The sequence below is a fragment of the Marivibrio halodurans genome, from assembly GCF_017963645.1.
GTDB classification, from domain to species: Bacteria; Pseudomonadota; Alphaproteobacteria; order UBA8366; family Aestuariispiraceae; genus Marivibrio; species Marivibrio halodurans.
The window spans coordinates 211,475-232,711 of sequence record NZ_JAGMWN010000005.1; the positions used below are offsets into that span (position 1 = coordinate 211,475).

Annotated in this window: 14 protein-coding genes; 1 reads left to right on the forward strand and 13 read right to left on the reverse strand. The window is 68.2% G+C overall.

The genetic code is table 11. The features are described from left to right. The first annotated feature begins 1 nt into the window (after window position 1). Window positions 2-1,324, forward strand: coding sequence for a replication-associated recombination protein A (locus KAJ83_RS12215; RefSeq protein ID WP_246484475.1), 1,323 nt, complete (start codon window positions 2-4; stop codon window positions 1,322-1,324). Window positions 1,325-1,334: 10 nt separating this feature from the next. On the opposite strand, the gene KAJ83_RS12220 is transcribed toward KAJ83_RS12215, so the two are convergent. The 13 genes from KAJ83_RS12220 to acdA form a co-directional block, all read right to left on the reverse strand. Beyond that, entirely contained in the window at window positions 1,335-2,015 is a 681-nt protein-coding gene (locus KAJ83_RS12220) for a dimethylsulfonioproprionate lyase family protein (protein WP_210682354.1), read from the reverse strand. Window positions 2,016-2,039: 24 nt separating this feature from the next. Beyond that, on the reverse strand, window positions 2,040-3,302 hold the full coding sequence (tssA, locus tag KAJ83_RS12225) for a type VI secretion system protein TssA (RefSeq protein WP_210682355.1): 1,263 nt from the start codon (window positions 3,300-3,302) through the stop codon (window positions 2,040-2,042). Between the two features lie 17 nt (window positions 3,303-3,319). Next, window positions 3,320-7,480: a type VI secretion protein IcmF/TssM N-terminal domain-containing protein gene (locus KAJ83_RS12230; protein WP_210682356.1), complete on the reverse strand. Its 4,161-nt coding sequence runs from the start codon at window positions 7,478-7,480 to the stop codon at window positions 3,320-3,322. Next, complete coding sequence (locus tag KAJ83_RS12235) at window positions 7,480-8,388, reverse strand: DotU family type IV/VI secretion system protein (RefSeq protein ID WP_210682357.1); 909 nt, start codon at window positions 8,386-8,388, stop codon at window positions 7,480-7,482. Before KAJ83_RS12235 ends, KAJ83_RS12230 begins: the two co-directional genes overlap by 1 nt. A gap of 6 nt (window positions 8,389-8,394) precedes the next feature. Beyond that, window positions 8,395-9,750, reverse strand: coding sequence for a type VI secretion system baseplate subunit TssK (gene tssK, locus KAJ83_RS12240; protein WP_210682358.1), 1,356 nt, complete (start codon window positions 9,748-9,750; stop codon window positions 8,395-8,397). A 140-nt stretch (window positions 9,751-9,890) separates the two neighbouring features. After that, window positions 9,891-10,388, reverse strand: a complete 498-nt coding sequence (locus tag KAJ83_RS12245; protein ID WP_210682359.1) for a hypothetical protein — start codon at window positions 10,386-10,388, stop codon at window positions 9,891-9,893. 20 nt (window positions 10,389-10,408) lie between these two features. After that, window positions 10,409-11,590: an SPOR domain-containing protein gene (locus KAJ83_RS12250; protein WP_210682360.1), complete on the reverse strand. Its 1,182-nt coding sequence runs from the start codon at window positions 11,588-11,590 to the stop codon at window positions 10,409-10,411. Between the two features lie 209 nt (window positions 11,591-11,799). After that, entirely contained in the window at window positions 11,800-12,090 is a 291-nt protein-coding gene (locus KAJ83_RS12255; RefSeq protein WP_210682361.1) for a PAAR domain-containing protein, read from the reverse strand. 271 nt (window positions 12,091-12,361) lie between these two features. After that, window positions 12,362-13,315, reverse strand: a complete 954-nt coding sequence (locus KAJ83_RS12260) for a toxin-antitoxin system YwqK family antitoxin (protein WP_210682362.1) — start codon at window positions 13,313-13,315, stop codon at window positions 12,362-12,364. 5 nt (window positions 13,316-13,320) lie between these two features. Continuing rightward, window positions 13,321-15,480: a type VI secretion system Vgr family protein gene (locus tag KAJ83_RS12265; RefSeq protein ID WP_210682363.1), complete on the reverse strand. Its 2,160-nt coding sequence runs from the start codon at window positions 15,478-15,480 to the stop codon at window positions 13,321-13,323. Continuing rightward, window positions 15,480-18,176: a type VI secretion system ATPase TssH gene (tssH, locus tag KAJ83_RS12270; RefSeq protein ID WP_210682364.1), complete on the reverse strand. Its 2,697-nt coding sequence runs from the start codon at window positions 18,174-18,176 to the stop codon at window positions 15,480-15,482. The genes KAJ83_RS12265 and tssH overlap by 1 nt, the downstream gene beginning before the upstream one ends. 86 nt (window positions 18,177-18,262) lie before the next feature. Further along, a complete protein-coding gene (locus tag KAJ83_RS12275; RefSeq protein WP_210682365.1) occupies window positions 18,263-19,897 on the reverse strand; it encodes a thiamine pyrophosphate-binding protein in 1,635 nt (544 codons plus the stop codon). A gap of 42 nt (window positions 19,898-19,939) precedes the next feature. Beyond that, a complete protein-coding gene (gene acdA, locus KAJ83_RS12280; RefSeq protein WP_210682366.1) occupies window positions 19,940-21,169 on the reverse strand; it encodes a 3-sulfinopropanoyl-CoA desulfinase in 1,230 nt (409 codons plus the stop codon). Window positions 21,170-21,237: the final 68 nt, after the last annotated feature.

Below are 21,237 nucleotides of genomic sequence, written 5' to 3' on the forward strand. Positions count from 1 at the left end.
CATGGCACCGTCGTCGGGAGGAATGGGCAGCCTGTTCGAGGGGGACGCGCCGCGCCCCCTCGCCGACCGGCTGCGTCCCCAGGCGCTGGAGGATGTGGTCGGCCAGGAGCATCTGGTCGGCCCCGACGGTGCCTTGCGCCAGATGCTGGAGACGGGGCGGCTGACCTCCCTCATCCTCTGGGGCGGGCCCGGATGCGGCAAGACGACGATCGCGCGGCTGGTGGCGGAGCGCAGCGGCCTCGCCTTCGAGCCTCTGTCGGCGGTCTTCTCCGGCGTCGCCGATCTGCGCAAGGTCTTCGACCGCGCGAAGGACAGACGCGCGGCCGGCCAGGGGACCGTCCTGTTCGTCGACGAGATCCACCGCTTCAACAAGGCGCAGCAGGACGGCTTCCTTCCCTATGTGGAGGATGGCACCGTCGTGCTGATCGGGGCGACGACGGAAAACCCGAGCTTCGAGTTGAATGCCGCCCTGCTCTCCCGCGCGCGGGTCTTCACATTGAACCGCCTCGACGCCGAGGCGTTGGAGCGCATGCTGGCCCGGGCGGAGGCGTTGGAGGAACGCCCCCTGCCCGTGACGGCGGAGGCACGCCGGGCGATGCTCGCCATGGCGGACGGCGACGGGCGCTATCTGCTCAACATGGTCGAGGCGCTCTACGGCATGGGCACCACCACGCCGATGGACGCGCAGCAACTGGCCAAGGCCGTGCAACGGCGCATGCCCGTCTACGACAAGTCGGCGGAGAGCCATTACAACCTGATGAGCGCCCTGCATAAGAGCCTGCGCGGCTCGGATTGCGACGCGGCGCTCTATTGGCTGGGCCGGATGCTGGCGGGCGGGGAGGACCCGCTCTATGTCGCGCGGCGCCTGGTGCGCTTCGCCTATGAGGATGTCGGTCTGGCCGATCCGGCGGCCTGCCAGCAGGCCTTGGCGGCCTGGGACACCTACGAGCGCCTCGGCTCGCCGGAAGGGGAGTTGGCGCTGGCCCAGGCTGTGATCTACCTCGCCACCGCACCGAAATCGAACGCCGCCTACACGGCCTATAAGGCGGCGATCAGGGCGGCGAAGGAAACCGGCAGCCTGATGCCGCCCAAGCATATCCTGAACGCGCCGACGAAGCTGATGAAGGATCTCGGCTATTCCAAGGGCTATGCCTACGACCATGACGCGGAGGATGGTTTCTCCGGCCAGAACTACTTTCCCGACGAGATGGCGCGTCTCCCCCTCTATGAACCGGTGGAGCGCGGTTTCGAACGCGAATTGAGGAAGCGCCAGGACTATTTCGCGAACCTGCGCGCCAAGCGCCGCAAGGCGGAGCGGGAATAGGAGATATCCCCTATCCCTTCCCCGCCGCCGGCTTGCCGCCGGCGAAACTCATCTTGAAACCACACAGCGCTTCCGCCGGGCCGGTCCAGGCATAGGCGAGCAACACCGGCTCCCGGTCGGAGGTGGTGATCGCGTGCTCCCGGTTCGCTTGGTTCAGGATCAGCGCGCCGGGCGGATAAACGCCCGCGTCGTTCTCCGACAACGACCCCGACAGGCACAGATAACTTTCCGTGATCTCCACATGGCTGTGCGCCGGATAGGTGCATTTCGGCGAGAACAGCACCAGCCCAAGGATCAAATCCTCGCACTGAACGGGTCCGCGCGGCCCCAGCAATTCGGCGTACGCGTACTTCTTCTGGAGGCTGCGTGGCATCCGGTCATAGCCGTACTGCCAATTAAGCTCGTCGGTGATCTTGGCGAGCGCGCGAATGAAGCTCGCCATCCGGTCCGTTTCCCCATTGTCCAGGGCGCGGCCGAGATGGGCGACCACCGGCTTCGCCTCCGGCGTTTGGGGGGTCAGCCTGGGCTCGCTGTTCAGGCACCGGGAAATACAGGACTGCACCACCCGTTGGTGGCGGCGGATTTCGGCGCTGCCGCCGGCGGGCCCGAAGCGATAGGCGAGATAGAATTCCTGCAGCACATAGTGCCAGTTCGGATGATCCAGGAGGAAACTCGCCGCCGCCTTCGCCATCGCCGTCCCTCGATTTCAGGAAACTCAGCCGTCCTCGCGCGCACCCTGCGGCCGCCCCATCTCGTCGAGACCGAGCAGGCGAAGAACCCTCTGATGATCGCCGCCATTCTCCATCAGTTCGACGAGCAATTCGCCGAAGCTCATATTCCCCCACACCACCGCCCGCCGGACAAGATAGGGCACGGGGCTGTGCGGCTCCGTACGCATCAGGTAGTCGGCCGCCTCGGCCAACCGTCGATAGGCGTCGGCGCGGCTCTCGATCGGCCCCCCGACACCGCCGGAAGGGGTGCCGCTTCCCGGCATCTTGGACGTGGGCTTGTTCTCGCTCATCGTCAACTCCTTCGCGGAAACGGCCGCCTCCCGCGCATCCGGGTCGTGCGTCGACCCATATCCGGGCTCCTCGGCGGCTTCGTCCTCGGGGTCGGGCAATTCGCCGCCCTTATCCGACAGATAGCGTCGGGCCAGTTCGTCGATCTCGACAAGGCTGTCACGCATGCGGGCAAGGCTCGGCGCCTCGTTTCCCGCCTTCGTATCCAGCACGGCATCGAGGCGGGCGACCTCCCCCAGCGACGCCTCGACCACGGTGACCAGATCGGCGTAGAAGCGGACGTCGGTCATGCTGACGCTTGCCTCGAAGGCGCCGCGGCTCGGCTTGCGGCGCGCCTCGCGCTCGGCCGCCGCCTTGTCGCGTTGGCGCAGATTCTCGACGCGAAGCACGTCGTGCCAGTCATGCAGATCGTAGGGCCGCTCATCCCCCTCCGGCCGCGTTATCGGCACCAGTTGCAGCAGTCGGCCGAACTGCGTGTTGGCCCATTGCACGGGCCCCAGCCGGAAGTCGAGATCACCGTCCTCGTCGATCCGGGGATGCAGATCCTCCCAATAATCTTCGCATAGGGAGGCGGCCAGATCGATGCCGCGCCGAAATCCCCGGAACCCTTCCAGATGGGTCCAGGCCTCGGCCAGCCAGAAGGCGAGGTGCAAATCCTTGCTCCGCGTCGCCAGGGCCTCAGTGCAAAGATCACGGACCGTGGCCCATTCCGCATGCTTGATATCGCGCTCCCAGACGCCCTGGGGCAAATCCGCCTCCTCCCGGCGGGCGGCGCGGATACGGTCGAACAACGGATCGTAGCGCAGGCTTGGTCCGCACGGGCCGTCCTTACCCGTTAGCTCGGCCAGCAGCGCCTCCGCCGGGCCGTCCTCGGCCACCGGGCGCGGCGGCGTGTTGACGCGCGCCGCCGTCACCGCCGCATCCGACGACTGGTCCTTCTCCGCTTCGGGCTCGGCCATGGCTTCGTCCCTCTCCCTCACTCGCCGATGTCGGGCGCGCTCGCCGGGAAGACCGGCACGGTCACCGGCACGGCGCCCCCATCCGCTTGCGCGCTCAACTCCACCCGCAGGAAGAGCCGCGCCGTCTCCACCGGGCCACCGGCCGCCGGCCGCGTCGGCAGATCGACCCTCAGCGTATGTGGCCGGGGGTCGACGAACTGCGCGAAATCGTCGGAGCCCGCGCGGTGGCGCCGGATCAGCTCAAGCAACGACCACGCGTTATCATAGCCGATCGTGACGGTGCGATCACTGACGCTGAGTTCGGGGCGCTCCGGCACGGGCACCGGCACGGCGGTGGAATTGCCGGCCCAGCGGAGCGTGAGGCGCACCGCCTCCCCCAGCCCCCAGCGCGCCGTACGGTCCCCGGAGCGCTGATCGAGCCGCGTTCCCCCCACGCTCAACGACCAATCGATCACCTGATTGGCCCCCGATTCGCGCTCCCGATTGACACGGAAGCTGGCGGTCACGTCATAGACCGGCCCATCATCGACACCCGGCGCGCCGAGCCAGGGGGCGAACAGCGCGCGGGCGCGGTCCATCCGGTCGAGGAAATCGAGCGCGCGTTCCCGCGCGAGGCCAAGGTCGACACTCTCCCGCAAGGCATTGCGGGCCGGCCCCACCTCCCGATCATAGAGCGCGAAGAAATCGGCAAGCTCGCGCGGGCCCACCTCCGGCAGGTCGGGACGATACCCGCCGCTGACGAAGGGATAGCGCCCGGCCAGACGCGTATCGAAGGCGTCGCGGATCTCGCTATAGGAAATCTGTGCCTGGACGCCCGCCAGATCGCCGCAGCGATCGCGGATGCCGCGTATCAGCCGGCTCATACGCGCGGTGAAGAAATCACCGCCGCCGCCATCATCCGCGACCGCGTCCAGCGTCTCGCCGCAATCGGCGAAGCTGATCGTCATCATCGGTCCGGTAATGAAACTCTCAAGCTCCGCGACGCTGTTGTCCGCGCGGCGCAGAGAATATTTCTCCAATTCGTCAGCGATCCGCCGCCAGCGCGCGACCAGATTCTCCGCCGCCTCCGGCAGACGCACCTCCCGCTCGTCCAGGAAGGTGGCGACGGGGCGGACATAGTCCCTGGCGATCAGGCCGATACGCTCGCGCTGGCGGGTCAGGATATCGTTCAGCTCGAACCGGTCGCGGGCGCGATAGGCGTCGAGTGCCATGCGCGCCTCCCCCTGCCACCAGCGGAAATCGCCGCCCTGAGGCTCGTAGAAAGCTTCCTCCGCGAAGAGCGTGTCGGCCTCCTGCAAAAGACCGACCGCATGGCCCAGCACCAGATCGCCGAGGTCGAGATAACTGTCCTCCATCGCCAGATCGTCATAGGTCGCGAGAATTCGGGCCAGCGGCTGGGCCGCGCCGGTGAAGCTCGCCACCGACCGGCGCAGGCTTTCCTCCTGCCGCAAACCGGCGGTCCGGCCGTCGCCTCCCACCTCGAGCGCGCGGGCGACACGGTCATCCACGGTGCGCGTCAAACGTTCGGCGGCGGCCGCCCGGATCATCGGATGCAGCGTGCTGGGCGCGCGGACGAGGTCGTTCTGCATGAAGTCGCGATAGCCGTCGATCAGCCCCGTGGCCTCGCCCAACCGTTCGGCATTCCACAGCGCCACGACCCCGGTCGGCGGCGCGGCCGGCAGGGGTTGCAGGCGACCGTCAGCCATGAACGGCCGCTGGAAAAGCGCGGAGACGAGGGTATCGAGCGCCGCCACCGGCTCCGCGAAGCGCAAGACGGGCCTGTCCCCTTCCCGCGCCAGCAGCGCGCCGATGGTGTTCGCGCGCAGGTCCGGCAGTTCGCCGCGCACATCGGCCAGCCCCTGCTCCGCCCGGCGGCGGAACCCCTCCGCCAGATCGGGACCGAGAAGGCTCGCCCCCCCGATCCGTTCGATCACGCCACCAAGCTGGCTTGCCGGGTCGAAATCCGGGTCCTCCATCCAGGCGAAACGCGGCGCGTCGAACATCCCACGGATCGCCGCGATGCGCGCGCGCAGATCCTCCAGCATGTCGATTCCGCCGGTACGGCGGTTGGCGGCATCGTCGATCAGGATACCGAGTTGGCGCAGCGCGGTGATCAGCGGGTTGTCGGCGAAAAGCGACGGCAGCGCTTCCTCCGCCAAGGCATGATAGCGCTCGACCGCCGGCGCGCGGAAGCTGGACAGGTCGAGGGCCTGATACTCCACGGAATCGAGCGCCGCCTCGTAGAAACCGGAATTCTCCACGAACTCCTCCGGCAACACCACATCGAAGAGGTAGGCGACGAGCGCCTTCAAATCCCGGAGGTCCCGTGTCTGGTCGAGGGCATTATAGCGCGCGACCGCTTCCTCGAACCGGCGCAACGCGCGAACATAGCCGTCCAATCGTTGGAAGGCCGCGCCACGCTCCACCGCCGGCTCCGCCTCAGCCTGCGAGGAAATCCCGATCGCATCCAGCGCCTGGGCGACCGTGTCTCCCCGAGACTCCGCGCCCGTCTCCGCGCCCAACCGACCGGCGACGACCGCGCGCCCGCGCTCCGCCAGCGCGGCGCGCATCGACTGCAGGATGAAGAGGTTGAAGGCCCGCGTCGTGACCTGGACCACCTCCTCGTCGACCGAACTGACCCAACTGGTCGGCATGAAGAAGCTGTCGAAGCTGTCGGTATCGACACGGCTCATCCCCGCCAGCAGGGCGAGCGCCTTTTCCCGGTCGAAGCTGCCACGCTGCCCCGGCGTCTCGCCGCGGGCAACGGCGTCGCGACGGAAGCGTTCCTCGGCCGCGATGTCGCGGCGCACCGCCTGGATGAAGGGATCGACGGAAGCGACACCCGCGCCGACCCGCGCGTAATCCCAGGCCAGCCCCGCGCCCCCGAGGACGAGAAGCGCGAGCGAGGCCGCCTGCGCCGCGAGCGCGGTGCGATTGCGCGACAGCAGCGCGCGGCGGGCCGGCCGGCCCAGACCATCCTCCGGGAATATCTTCTCGACGAACAGGTCATGCAGGAAGACCGGCCTTATCTCCTCCTTCGGGCCGCTATAGACACCGGGCAGGACAGGAATCGGACGCAAACCCGGCGGCGCGGGGACCCCGCCGTCGCCGGTCAGATAGAGCCCACGCAGGGAAAATGCCTCGTGATAGGCGCTGGCCTTGAAGATCGCGCGCAACGCCTGAGCCAGCGGCGCGCGCAACCGCTCGATCTCCGCCGGGAGTTGGAAGAGCGCTTCCGCCTCGTCGAGGTCCGGTCGCTCGGCGAAAATTTCCATCTGGCGCGCGCGGACGGCGGCGCCGATCCGGTCGATCGCGTCATCCACCCATTCGCGGCGAAATTCCGTCTCGATGCTGTAGGGGCTGGACCAGCCGAGGATATCGGCATGCGCGCTGTCCGGAAGTTCCCGCACGAAGGGCTGAAACCCCGTCAGCCGGTCCAGCTTGGTCACCAGCACATAAACCGGAAAGGCGAGGCCGAGCGTGCTCTGCGCCTGCCAGAGCTTCTTGTAGATCGCTTCCGCCCGCTGGACGACATCCTCCGGCGGGCGCGGCGCACCATGCTCGTCCAGCAGATCCTCGATCGGAATCGCCAGGATCACGCCGTCGACCGGGCGTCGGGGACGATGATGGTCGAGCAGCCGCAGAAGCTGCGCCCATCCCCGCCGGTTCGACGCGCGGCTCGCCCGACCGCGCACGAACTGCCCGGCGATATCCAATACCACGCCGTGATCGAAGAACCACCATTTGCAGGCGGGGCGCACATCCTCCCAATCCTCCGCCGGCGCGCCGACAGGCAAATTCTGGTCGGTATGGGCGATCAGGGTGGACTTACCGGCCCCTTCCGGGCCGATCAGCAGGTACCAAGGGATGGCATATCGCCAATCGCGGCCCGCGACATGAGCCTTCAACAGCTTCAGCGCATGCTTGAAGCTGCGCTTGAGCGGCAGGAGCGGCAGATCGTCCGGTTCGAGTTGGAAGGGTTCGGCCGCATCCAGGGCCTGTGTCTCGCGCGCGTCCGTGTCCGCCGCCTCCCCCGCCGGCTTCTGCTTCGAGCGGCGCAGCAACATCCATAGAACCAGCAGCAGCGTCAGCGCGAAGCCCACCAGCATGCCGATGATGCTCGGCAAATAGGGGGTGAGCATGATCAGGAAGTCGCGGATCGCGTCGAGCCACCTCATCAGCCGCCCCCGGCCAAGGTGCGGGAAAGCGGCGCGATCGCATCGAGCCAGGCGACATGAGCGACACCCAGATAAAGGACGACCACCGCCCCCAGCAGCCAGAACCAGCGCGCCGGCGAGGGCAGCATGCGCGGCACGGCATCGGCCTGGGTATGCTCATAGGCATCCGGCATCATGCGGCGGGTGTGATCGGCCAAATCAGGACGGCGTTGATAGATGTAGTAATAGAGCTGCTTGCGGTAATCGAGCAGCTTCCGGTCATATTTCGCCCCACGATACTTGCCCCGAAAGCCGAGCGACAAGGCCAGCAGGTAGACCACCGCCAATTCCGCCTGCACCCGGTCCCCGGTCGACAGAAGCTTGTCGAGGCGCTGATAGAATCGCTCACCCGCCGCGTAGGTGCCGAAAAGCCGGGTTTCCAGCAAATCGTCCTTCCAATAGCCACGCCCCGGCCAATCGAGATGGAGGAATATCTCGTCGGCGAGCGCGGCCATCACATATTGCGCCTCCTTGTAATAGAGGACGCCATATTCGCCGCCACGACGTCCGGCCTCCAGCGCCTGCATCTCCAGGAGGGATTGCAGACGCTGCACCGCTTCCTCCGCCGTCAGCAGGGGGCCCGGGCGCCGCCCTTCGCGCCCGGCCTCGGACTCATCGTCCTCCGGTGGCTCGGCCTCCGGCTCGGCGGGTTTCGGGCGGCCGGGCAAGGGTGGCGGCAGGGGCCGGAGCACGCCGTCCGGCGGTGGGGTCGGGCGGGCGGGCGACGCCTTTCTGTTCCGGGCACCGGCGCGCCCGCTCTTCAGCGCATCATCCCTGAGCCGCACCGCCTCCGCGTGGAACTCCCGGAACTGATCCAGGACATAGGTGCCGGCGCTGCCGGTCGAAACGGGGCTGCCCAGGGATGCCATGGCCGCCTAGCCCGCGTCCGGGCCCGCGGGGTTGCGGACATAGAGGACGATTTCCTGCGGCGGCTCGCTGCGCCCCCGGTCGCCGGAAAGCACGAGCAGCGGTTCGCCCGCCTCGATGAACTCCGGATCGATTTCGACACGGAACAGCACGACGCCGCGCGTCGGCACGAGGTCGAGCGCCTGATCCCGGTCGATGCGACGCCGCCCGGCGCCCAGCACCCGGCGTTCCTGCATCGAGGTCAGCACGCCCTCCACCCCGATCAGCGCGCTTTCCATCCAGGCGATCACGTCGGGTTCCGTCATCTCCGGGCGCGCGCGCACACCGAGCGTCAGGGCGTCGTCGCACCAGGACGGGTCGAGGGTCAGCCTGAAGACGCCATCCTCCTCGCTGAAGGGAATCGCGACATAGGCTTCGGACACCCGGTCCAGCATCTGCACCGCGAACTGGATCGCCGCATCGAAGGATGCCTTCATGTCGTCATGGTCGTAGGTCGGCAATGTCGGCGGCACCAGCGCGCCACCGACCGCCGTCATATGACCGACGATGTTATTGAGCGCGAGATAGAGCACGAAGGGATGGCAGCGGTCCGTCTTCAGGATCGCCTCGAACTGCGGCAGGCCGGCGACCAGGGCATGGATCACGGTCTGGGTCTGTTGCAGCATCGGCCGGTCGCTCTGCCCGACCGGGGTTTTCGCGCGCTCCGCCAGGAAGACCGCCTTCTCACGCAGCTTGGTCGCGAGCGCGGAGCACGCCTCGCCCACCGGCGAGGTCCGGGAGACCCACAGCGCCGGGGGACAATAGCCCGTCTGGGTGAAGGCTTCCTCCTTCAGCGCGATCTCCGCGACCGGGAAGCCGGTATATTTCTCCGGCAGGCTCCGCGTCGCCATGAGGCTCAGGCGCGGCGTCATGCGCGGAATCTGCAACGCGTTCTCGCCGGAGGTCTCGTCGCTGACCGGCGCGCCCTCCGTGCTGCGATAGCGGGGGAGATCGCCCGCCGTCGGCCGTCCGCCCGCTCGACGTACCGGGACCGCGACATGGATACGCAACCGCCCACGCGCCAGCGCGTCGGCATGCTGGGTCAGGTCGAGCTCCAGCGGCTCCCCCTCCCCCTGCACATGATGGACGATCAACCCGTCGGGCAGGACCGCCTCCATCTCCAGCACCCGGAAGATGCCGGAGACCAGCAGCACCGGATCGGCCTTCAAATGGCGCACGCCCCAATGGAAGGGCTGGGCCGTCAGCATGTGATAGGTGGTCAGTTCCTCCCCGCGCAGCGCGAGCTGCTGGAAATGCTGCGGGGCGAGCAGCATGCCCTCATGCCACTCGATCGCTTCCGGCAGGTCCTGAGCCGATCTCGGCATGGTTCGGTATCCCCCTGGGTGACGCCACCGGGTCGACGCCGCGATGCGCGCCCAGCCTAAAGAAAACGCGCCGAAAGACTACAATAAAAATAAGGGGCTGTCGTCTCGGCCCTTCCCTGTGGAAAGAAATCCGTCAGTCGTCAATTGGGGGGCTCGAAGGATTCGAGGGTGAAGTCATCCTCTCCCAGACGGATGCGCACCGCGCGCTGGGATTCGAGGCGCGCGCGGTGATCGCCGGGCGTGAAATAATCGGCGAAGACGAAAGCGGCGGCGGGAAGGTCGCCCTCGTCGTTCTCCAGATCCTCGTCGGAAAGCTCGCGCGGCCGGATCGCCTGGGCCGGCACGACCTCCCAGCCGATCACCTTGAACCCCTTCGGAAAGTCGCGCCGGAACTGTCCCTTGCGCTGGAACCATTCGCCGGCGCTCAACGCCCCGATCGCATCCGTCACGCCGGGGTCGTGGACCAGGACCAGATCGACCGCCGTCGGATTGTTGCGGTTGGCATCCGGGTCGGAGGCGACCGCGACCCAGTTCATTGAAAAGACCGATCCGTCGTCGCCGATCAATCCGCAGGCCGACAGCAGCAGCGCGGCCGACATCGCCATCGCCGTTCCTAGCCGGCTCGCGCGACGCGTCATATCCCCTCCCCGCATGGGTTCTAGCCCGCCGTGCCGGGCGCGCGATGAATGAAGCTTTTCAAGCCCGCCTGCTGCTCCACCGTCCGGCCGGCCTCACGCGCCGCGCCCGGCGTGGCGAAACCCATGCTGCGCACGTAATGGAGCGGCCGCCCCTGGCTGTCGGGCGCGGTTACGATGCGCGCGCCCAGGCGGTCCGGAATCCTGGCGCGCAAAACCTCCGCGTTCGCCTTCTCCCGGAACGCACCGAATTGCAGACGATACGGGCCCGCGTCAGACGGCGCGGCGACGGTTGCCTGCGCCGCGCCAGTTTTGGGTGGTGGCGGCGGCGTGATGACGGAATCGGATGCCCCGGCGCCGTTCCCGGGCTTAAGCCGCGCCGTCGGCGGACTGGCCGGAGAGGGTGTCGCGGCGCCCTGCGGCGCGGGGCTCCGTTCCGCGTTATCGGACGCGGAGGCCGCGGCGTTCTTGGGTTCCCCCGCCTCGGGCAGGGCGGCCATTTGGGCCCCGGGCGGGTCGTCATTGGCCGCGCGCATCGCCTCGACCGCCGCGATTTCCGGTGACGGCGGCGCGGGGTTCTCCGGCGCGCCGTCGGCCTCCGCCTCCCCGATCAGATAGGAATGTCCCGTCGCGGCCGGTACCGTTCCGCCGTCGCCGTCAGCGTCGCTTGGGGACGATCCCACCACGCCGGTCGCCGCGACTTCCGGCGCGCGGGCCTGGGCGAAGGGGCTTTCCGGCGCGAACAGCCAGAAAGCCGCCATGAACCCCGCGACGAACAGCAACAATGCCGCCGTCGCCGCCCCGCCGACGAGACCGTAGGCCGCGCCGGGCGTCAGCGTGAAGCGCAGCCGGTCCCCGCCATGGCGGATGCGCGGCGCGCCCTCATAGGCCGTGCTGTCGAACCTCGGCGCGGCGCGGCGGCGCCCGCGGGGCGCCCCCCCGTCGGCATCGGCGCCCGGCCCCGTCTCCCCGCGAGGCCCGGCATCCATCGGACCCTCGGGGCGGATACCCGCCCGCCCGCCCAGCCCCAGCAAGCCCAGGAGGGAACCACCATCGCCCCACCCGCCTTCGGTTCGGGCATCACCATCCCGCGCGGCCGACAGGCGTGCGCGATCGCCCACGCCGGACCAGCGGCTGCCGCCCGATCGGCCGCCGCCCAATCCCGCGCGGCCCGTCCCGCCGCCGTCGAAGCTCGCCGCCGCCATCGCGCCGGACCTCCATCTCACGCCCCGCCGCGCCACAACATATCGTGCCGCAACGACAAAATGACGCTAAATATAGAATTTTCAAAGTAATGATATCACTTCAAGAATCTTGAATACAAGAAAGCATTGCTAAGAAAAACGGAATATTCGCCCGAACAACCCAATGGATTCCTTGCAATGATTTCGCGCGCCATGCGGCGCGGCGCCAATCACGCGACCAGAACCGTCGGCATGGGCACGACGATCAGACCGCCATGGGCGCAGGTGTCGGTGACGCGCGCCATCGGCAGGCTTCCGGCCAACACGGTGGGGGACCCCATCGCGACGGTGTCGGGCGGGCCGACGCACACCGCCATCGACCCCGGGCCGATCGCCGGCAGCACACCGACCAACACCGTCGGCATGGAGGGCGAGACCACCGGCCCGCCCACATGCGGCACGATCCCCGTCACCATGGGACAGACATGCATGGCGGTCAGCGTGGCGGCGGGCATCGGCATGGGGTGCGATCCTCCCTGATCGAGCCGGCGGAACGGTCCCGACATTGTGGCACGACGGCCGGCGGCTGGGGAGGGCCCTTCGGCGAAGGTCCTTCCTTATACCGAATCTTGTCGATCACGACCCATGGGGACGTCCCTCCCGGGTTCTCGGCCAGGAGCGCGTGCCCCGGCGATGCCCCGCATCGCCCGCGCCACCCTTCCTACCCGCCTCCGTCCGTTCAAGGGAAAGCCGAACGCGATCCGCATGGGGCATGAGCAACAAGATTTGGTATTACCCTTCCGCGTCGCCTCCCCCCTCCGCCTCGCGGTGACCGAAGCGGGTCTTCTCAAGCTTGGGGCCGGCGGGTTCGCCCTGCCGGAATTCCTGGCGCGCGGTCTCCCGGCCCTTCGGCGAATACTCCACGACCCAGCCGTCGAGGACACCGTCCACGAAGGTGCTCTCCTTCACGCACGGGCCGCCCGGCATATAGTCGCGCGTCGGTCCGTCGAGCTTGTCGGCGGCGTAGCATTCGGTCTTCACCAGCCGCCCCTCGGGATCGAAATAGCGGGCTTCGCCCTGCTTCAAGCCCGCCTCATAGGGGATGCGCGCCATCGGCTTGCCGTTCGGGCCGTAGGTGACGAGCCAGCCGGTCTGGGCGTTCTCCACGAAATCCATGGTGACGAGGCGGCGGCCCTGCTCGTGGATGACCGCGGTTCCGTCCCGCATGCCGCCGCGATAGGGCAGACGCTGCAGCACCGCGCCCTGGGGGTCGAAGAACAGGGTCTCTCCCTCCAGATAACCGCGATCGAAGCTGGAGCGCTGGGAAAGCCGGCCGTCCTCGTAGAACTCCGCCGTCCCATGCGGCTGGCCGTCCGCGAAGGTCATGCGCAGGCGCGGCGCCGCGCCGTCATATTCCACCGCCTCGCCATCGATCACGCCGTCGACATAATGGGTGCGCTGGACCAGCGCGCCACCCTCGTAGATCAGGCATTCGCCGTGCAGCAGCCCCGCGCGAAAGGCGCAAGTCTGGGTCAACCGGCCCGAATCGTAGAACTCGGCCGGGCCTTCCAGCTTGCCGTCGCGCACGCTGTAGCGGCCGGCGAGCGCGCCCGCCTCGTCCCGATCCTCATGATCGCCGTCCGGCAGGCCGCCGGCGTCCGGCCCCTCCGCCTCGTCCGCGAACAGCGCGTCGAAGGCGGGATCGTCCGGGTCGGGCGGCGGCGGTGTCTGCTCCTCCTCGGCCATCGTCCCTATCCCAGCTTGTTGATGGCACCCTTGAGGGCCGCCATCACCCCGCCCTTGAGCGTGCTCATCAAACCGCCTTCATAGACGCCCTGAAGGCCGCCCTTGATCGTCGCCATCATGCCGCCTTCCTGGGTCATCTGCATGCCGCCCTTGGTCTGATAGGTCATGCCGCCCTCGGCCTTGAAGGTCATGCCGGCCTTCTCGGTCATGTTCATGCCGGCCTGATTGGTCATGTTCATGCCCGCCTTGTTGGTCATGTTCATGCCCGCCTTGTTGGTCGTGTTCATGCCGGAACTGATGGCGAGGTTCTTGCCCGCCTTCTGGGTCCAGTCCATGCCCGACTGGGCGGTCAGGTTCTTGCCCGCCTTCATCAGCGTGTCGGTCCCGGCCTGAAGGGTCATCTTCTTGCCGGCCTTGATGGTGACGTTGCCGGTCGCGTTGATGACCAGATCGCCGGAGACCTTGAGCGTGTAATCGCCCGTCACCTTGTGGGTGAAGCCGTCGCCGGTCTTGTGGTTCTGCGCGCCGTCGACGGTCAGGGTGCGGGTGCCCTTCACGCTGTGGGTCTCGTCGCCCTTCTCGACCGCGAAGGTGCGGTTGCCCTTCTTGATGGTAAGCGTGTCGTCGGATTCGTTGATCGTGGTGGTGCGAAGATTCTCCACCACGCTGTTCCAATCCTTCTCGGCGTGGAGATAGACCTCCTCCGAGCCTTTCTTGTCCTCGAAGCGCAATTCGTTCGATCCGCCGCCGCCCTTGGAACTGTTGGTCTTGATCCAGCTCTTGGTCTGGTCGCCCGGCAGGCCGTAGGCCGGCATGTTCTCGCCGTTATAGACGCAGCCCGTGACCAGCGGCCGGTCGGGATCGCCCTCCAGGAAGCTCACCACCACCTCCATCCCGATGCGCGGAATGAACCAACTTCCCCAACTCTTGCCCGCCCAGCCCTGGGCGACGCGCACGAAGCAGGTGGTGTTCTCGTCCTTCTCGCCCTCGCGGTCCCAATGGAACTGAACCTTGATGCGGCCGTACTTGTCGGTCCAGATTTCCTCCCCCGCCTTGCCGGTGACCAGCGCGGTCTGGCTGCCGTGGATGCGCGGGCGCCGGGTGACGCGCGCGGGCCGGAAGGGATGGGTCGCGGGCTGGGCGACGAAGCCGTTCTCGTACCGGTCGGCATCGGCGCGCAGGCTGAGTTCGCGGATCATGTAGCTGTCGTTGAGACTCTCGCGCTCATGCCAGATCAGGGAGAAATTATAACCCGCGACGAAGCCCTTGACGCTCGACCGGCCGCTCAGTTCCTTCACCGGCGTCTCGAACGCCTGCAGGCGGATATCGCCCAGCTTGTCGCCGGCGTCCTTGGCGGTATAGCCGCCGGGATATTCATAGACCTCCATGTCGGAGCCGGTACCGTCCCCCGCGGCCTGGGTTGTCAGGTCGGTCGAGGGCTGCTCGAAATTATAGTCGCGCGCCGCCACCTTGTCCGTCGTCACCCGCTGGACGTAGGCGAGTTGGAAGATCGTATCCTCCTCCTCCCGCCGGCCGGGGATGGTGGGGCGATAGGTCGCCTGCTCGGCGCCGGGGCAGTCGGCGTGGACATCCGCGTCGTCCGCCAGGACGAGGGTATGTTTTCCGTCCTCGTGGCGGAAGAAATAGAAGATACCCTCCTCCTCCATCAAACGGCTGAGGAAGTCGAAAGCGCTTTCATTGTATTGGACACAATATTCGCGGGCGGCATAGCTGCCCGCCGTCTCCAGCGAATAGTCGCTGACACCCAATTCCCCCAGCACCGTTTCGATGATGTCGGTCACCGACTGGTCCTGGAAGATGCGGCAATCCGCCTGCCGGGTGCCGAGCCAGAAGGTCGGCTCCACCACCGCGCGGTAGAGCCAGAAGCGCGGGTCGCTGTCATGCTGGGAAAAGGCGGTGACGATGCCGTTCACATAACGGCTTTCCGTGCCGTCGCCGATCTCGATCCGGGCGGTGACGCTCTCACCCACGATTCCGGCGAAGTCGATCGCCGGATCCTCCGACGTCATTTCGAATTCGAAACGAAAAAGCCTGGAAACCGCCTCCGTCCCGCGCACTGACTTCAGGAGCAGTTTGTCCTTGCCCAGCGGCGTGGTGACCGAGAGATAGAGGTTATCCTGGCTATAGCCGAAATCGTCGGACATCAGCGGTCATCCAAACGCACCGCGAAGCCCCCGCCCTCGCCGAGCGTCACCTGCGCGCGCGCGAAGGCGGTTCCCTCGGCCATCGCCGCCAGCACGGCATCGGAAATCGCGGGCAGAAGATTGTGCGTCAGGATCGCGTCGATCGAGCGCGCGCCACTCTCCACCTCGGTCGAGCGTTCGGCCACCGCCGCCGCCACGCCGGGGTCGAGCACGAGTTCGGCGCCGTTATTCTCCGCGAAGCGCGCGGCGACACGGGCGAGCTTGAGATCGACGATGCCGCGTATCTGATCCTCGCCGAGCGGCAGATAGGGCACGGCGACGAGACGCCCCAGGAAGGCCGGCTTGAACCGCCGGAGGAGCGCGGGCCGGACCCGCGCCGCTAGGTCCTCCACCGTCAAATCGGCGCCGGAGAAGGCGGCCTCCACGATCACGTCGTCGCCCAGATTGCTGGTCAGGATCAGGACGGTGTTGCGGAAATCGACCTCGACGCCCTCGCCATCCTCCATCATGCCCTTGTCGAACACCTGGAAGAACAGTTCCATCACATCGGGATGCGCCTTTTCCACCTCGTCCAGCAGCACGACGGAATAGGGATTGCGCCGCACCGCCTCCGTCAGCACGCCCCCCTGGCCATAGCCGACATAGCCCGGCGGCGCCCCTTTGAGGGCGGAGACGGTATGCGCCTCCTGGAACTCCGACATATTGACGGTGATCAGGTTGGTCTCCCCGCCATAGAGCAGTTCGGCGAGCGCCAGCGCCGTCTCCGTCTTGCCCACGCCGGACGGCCCCATGAACAGGAACACCCCGACCGGCTTCACCGGGTCGTCCAGGCCCGCGCGATAGGTGCGGATGCGCTTCGCGACGGCGGCCAGCGCATGATCCTGGCCGACGATACGCTCCGCCAGACGGTCCTCCAGTTCGAGGACCCCCTTCACCTCGTCGCGCATCATCCGGCCGACAGGGATGCCGGTCCAGCCGGCGATCACCTGCGCCACGACGGCCCCGTCGACGCGCGCCGGCACCATCGGATCGTCGCCCTGAAGGGCGGCCAGCTTCTCCTCCAGTTCGGCATAGGCCTCACCCGGCGGCTCTCCGTCCTCCGGGCGGTTGGCCAGCATCTCGCGCATCTCCGCGACCAATGCGCGCTCCTGCTCCCACCGGGCGAGGAGGGTGTCGCGCTCCGCCTCCGCGGCGACGCGCGCGGCGTCGATACCGGCGAGCCTCTCCTTATGATCCTCTTCCCGCACCCGTTCGGCGGTCAGAATGCCGGCCTCGGTCTCCAGGCGTTCGACCAGCCGGCGGGCGGTCTCCAGCGCCGGCGGCTCGCCCGCCTGCGCCACGGCGACCCGCGCACAAGCCGTATCCAGCACCGCGATCGCCTTGTCCGGCAATTGCCGTCCGGCGATATAGCGCGCGGAGAGCGAAACCGCGTCCGCGATCGCCTCGTCCAGGATACGCACGCCATGATGCAGCGCCAGACGCCGGGCCAGACCACGCACCATGGCGACGGCGCGCTCGGCATCCGGCTCCTCCACCTTCACCACCTGGAAGCGCCGCGCCAGCGCCGGGTCCTTCTCGATATAGCGCTTATATTCGGCCCAGGTCGTGGCCGCGACGGTTCGCAACTCGCCCCGCGCCAGCGCGGGTTTCAGCAGATTGGCCGCGTCCCCCTGCCCCGCCGCGCCGCCCGCGCCGATGAGCGTGTGCGCCTCGTCGACGAAGAGGACGACCGGCCGGGCGGACGCCTTCACCGCCTCCACCACGCCCTTCAGGCGTTCCTCGAATTCCCCCTTCATCGAGGCGCCGGCCTGTAGCAGGGCGAGGTCGAGCAGCCGCACATCCACGTCGCGCAGCGGCGGCGGCACGTCGCCATCGGCGATACGCTGGGCGAAGCCCTCGACCACGGCGGTCTTTCCCACCCCGGCCTCGCCGGTCAGGATCGGGTTGTTCTGGCGGCGGCGCATCAGGATATCGATCACCTGGCGGATTTCCGCGTCGCGGCCGATGATCGGGTCGATCGCGCCGACCAGCGCCTGATCGGTGAGCGAGACGGTATAGAGGTCCAGCACCTCCAACGGGTCGCGCTCGGTCGCTTCGTCTTCCGCCCCGCCCTGCGGGGCCTGCTCGTCCGGCGCCTCCGCCTTGACGCGCCTGGCGTCCTTGCGCGCGGCGCGGGAGGCGGCGGCATCCGCCTTGGCGCTTTCGATCGCGCTGGGCATCGCCTCTGGCGAATGCTTCACGATCTCGGGCCAATTCTCGCCCAGGGCCTCGACCGGCAGATCGGCGAAGGCGGGGCAGCTTTCCACCAAGGCGTCGCGCAGGCCCGGCGTCGCCAGCGCCGCCTGCAACAGCGCCGCCGAACGAGTCGCCTTCTGATCCAGCGTCCCGGAGCTATAGATCCAGGCCGCCTGCAACAGGTCCGCGATCTGCGGGCTCAGGGCCGGGGTGCGGGTATTGCCGCGCCGGAAGCCGTCGATCGCCGCTTGAAGATCGGCCGTCAGCGCGGCCGCGTCGATATCGTGCGGGCCGAAGGCGGCGGTCAGGTCGCTTTCCGGCTGCGCGATCAGCTTCAGCAGCAGATGCTCGATCTCGACATGGAAATGGGTCTGTTGGACGCAGAGTTGCGCCGCCTGCTCCAACGCCCGCTTGCAGGTCGGATTGAGCTTGCCGACCAGGACCTTCATATCGAGCTGCATGGACACACCCGCCGCTTCATGCGATCGCTCGGTGGACTCCGTCGCGATTCGGCCCCGGGCGCAAGGAAGGCGGTGACGAGGACACCCTATATCCGGCCGTCATAGGCCTTGCGGTCGATCCTCGCGGCGATGACGGTGAACCGGTCCCGGACTAGCGCGCCGCGAAGCGCATCCGCCAAATCCGCGCGATTATCCACCTCCACGCCGACCCCGCCCATCGCGGCCGCGATCGCCGCGAAATCGCTGCCGCCGTAATCGACCCCCAGATTGGCGAGGCCGGCGCCGCGCTGCTTCATCTCGATCAAGGCCAGAGAGTTGTCCGCGAAGACGACCACGACGACCGGCGTTTCCAATTCACGCGCGCTGGCCAGTTCCCCCAACACCATCTCCAACCCCGCATCGCCGGTGAAGCAGACGACGGGACGCTCCGGCGCCGCCTTGCGCGCCCCGATGGCGAGCGGCAGCGCGCCCCCCATGGTGCAGAGCCCGGTGGATTGCAGAAGCCCGCGCGGCGCCTCGCATTGCCATATCTGGCTCAACAGGATGCGGTGGGCGCCGCTGTCGACGGTCGCGACAGCGCCGCGCGGCAGGGTCTTGCGCGCGGTATCGACCACCGCGGCCGGTCCCCACGCCTCGTCCGCGCCGAAGGCCTGCCGCAACGCCGCGCGCACGCGGGCGGGACCGCCCCCTTCCCAGACCCGAGCGCGCGCCGGGCCGGCGGCGGCCAGCGCCTCGACGCCCGCGCCGATATCGCAGACGAAGCTCAGGCTCGCCCGATGCATCGAATGGGTATTGCCTTCCGCCGCGATCTCTATCACCCGCTGGCGGTCGGGGTGCCAGGGATCGCGCCAGCCCGCGCGCATCTCGATCGGGTCGTAGCCGAGAAGCAGGATCAGGTCCGCCTCCCCGAGGAGGCCGTGCAGATGCCCGTCCGCCACCGGCGAGAGACCCGCCCCGCCGAGGCTGAGCGGATCGTCCTCCGCCAGCACGCCCTTCGCCTTGTAGCTGGTGATGAGCGGCATGCCGAAGCGGCGGCAGAAATCGGCGACCGCCTGCTCCGCGCCGTGATTCAGCACATCGAGCCCCACGATCGCGATCGGTGCGGCCGCCTCCGCCAGCCAGGATCGGGCGCGCTCCAGATCGGGGCCGGCCGGGGCGGTGCGTCCCTGGGGGCCCCGGAGATACGCGGCGCCCGTCCATTCCCGAGGCGCGCGCGCCAGATCGATCGGCAGGTCGATATGAACCGGCCCAGGCCGCCCATCGCCGGTGCGTCCCATGGCGATGGCCAGCGCCTTCTCCATCAACTCCCCGACCGCGCCGTCGGCGAGCCGAAAGCTCGCCTTGGTGACGGGACGCAACAATGCCTGATGATCCAGCACCTGATGGGTATAGGTCAGCGCCTCCGCCGCCTCCACGCAGCCGGTGAGGACGATCAGGGGCACGCGATCCTGCCAGGCATTGGCGATGGCGGTGACGGCGTTGGTGACCCCGGGGCCCAGGGTCGCGACCAGCACGCCCGGCGCGCCGGTCATGTGCCACGTGCCCTCCGCCATGAAGCCGGCGGCATTCTCATGCTTGGCGAGGTGAAAGGCGATCCCCGCGCGGTCGAGCGCATCGACGACCGACACCACCTCGCCCCCCGGAATGCCGAAGGCATGACGGCAGCCCGCGGCCGCCAGATAACGCGCCACCATATCGGCGGCCGAGACCGTGCGTTCCATATGCTTGTCCCAGAGCCCCCTTCCACGGCGGGGTCGGGCGGCCTACTCCGCCGCGCGCGCCGCCTCACCGCGCCGGTCGGGCGCGACATGGCCGTCGCGCCCTTGCGGCAGTTTACGGTTCAGGATGCGGCCGGCGACGACGGTGCGCAAGATCTGGGCGGTGCCGCCGCCGATGGTGAACATGCGCGCGTCCCGGCAGATACGCTCCAGCGGCCGATTGCGGCTATAGCCGCGCGCGCCGAACATCTGCAAGGCGTCGTTCGCGACCTTGATGCCGGTTTCCGCCGCCAGGATCTTGGCCTGCGCGGCAAGCCGTACATCGGGGAAGGGATCGGCGCCCGCCGCCGCGCGGTGCAGCATCAGCCGCGCCGCCTCCAACCCGATCGACATATCCGCCAGCATCCATTGCAGGCCCTGGAACTCCGCGATCGGGCGGCCGAACTGCTCGCGCTTTCCCACCCAGTCGAGCGCCAGATCATAGGCCCCCTGTCCGAGACCGAGGGCGACCGTGCCCGCGCCCACGCGTTGGACGTTATAGGCCGCCATCAGCGCGCCGAACCCCTTGGCGAATCCCCCCGGCGGGCTCAGCACCATGTCGTCGGGGACGAACAGATCCTCGAACAGGATTTCCGTCTCGGGAATGCCGCGCAGGCCCATGGTCGGCTCCCGCGCGCCGACGCGCAGCCCCTCCGCCTCGCCGCGCACGGCGAGGAAGCCGCCGATCCCCTGCTCCGCCCCATCCGCGTCGAAGACGCGCGCGAAGATCAGATGCAGTTTCGAGACACCGCCGCCCGTGATCCAGTGCTTGCCGCCATTCAGCACATAGCCGCCGCGCCGCCGGTCCGCGCGGGTCGTCATCTCGCTGGCGGCGGAGCCCGCCTCCGGCTCCGTGATGCAGATCGCGGGCTTGTCGCCGGCCAGCACCAAATCGGCCGCCCGGCGCCTCTGGGCGTCCGTGCCGTACTGCATGACGGCGGACAGGGCGCCCATGTTGGCTTCCACCGCGATGCGGCCGGTGACGCCGCAGACCTTCGCCATCTCCTCGATCATCAGCACGGCATCGAGGAAATCCGCGCCCTGCCCCCCGAGGGCCTTGGGGATGGTCATGCCCATGAAGCCGGCCGCGCGCAACGCCGCGACATTGTCCCAGGGGTAGCGCTCGCCGCGATCGGTCTCGGCCGCGCGGGGCGCGATCTCGCGGAGCGCCAGGTCGCGCGCGCGCTCGCGCAAGGCTTCCTGCGCGGCGCTGGGGGCGAACGGATTTCGTGTCATGGTTCGGTCTCCCTCGAACAAGTTTCACGAGGGTGTGAGCGACCGATTCATAAGACAACCGAATTATA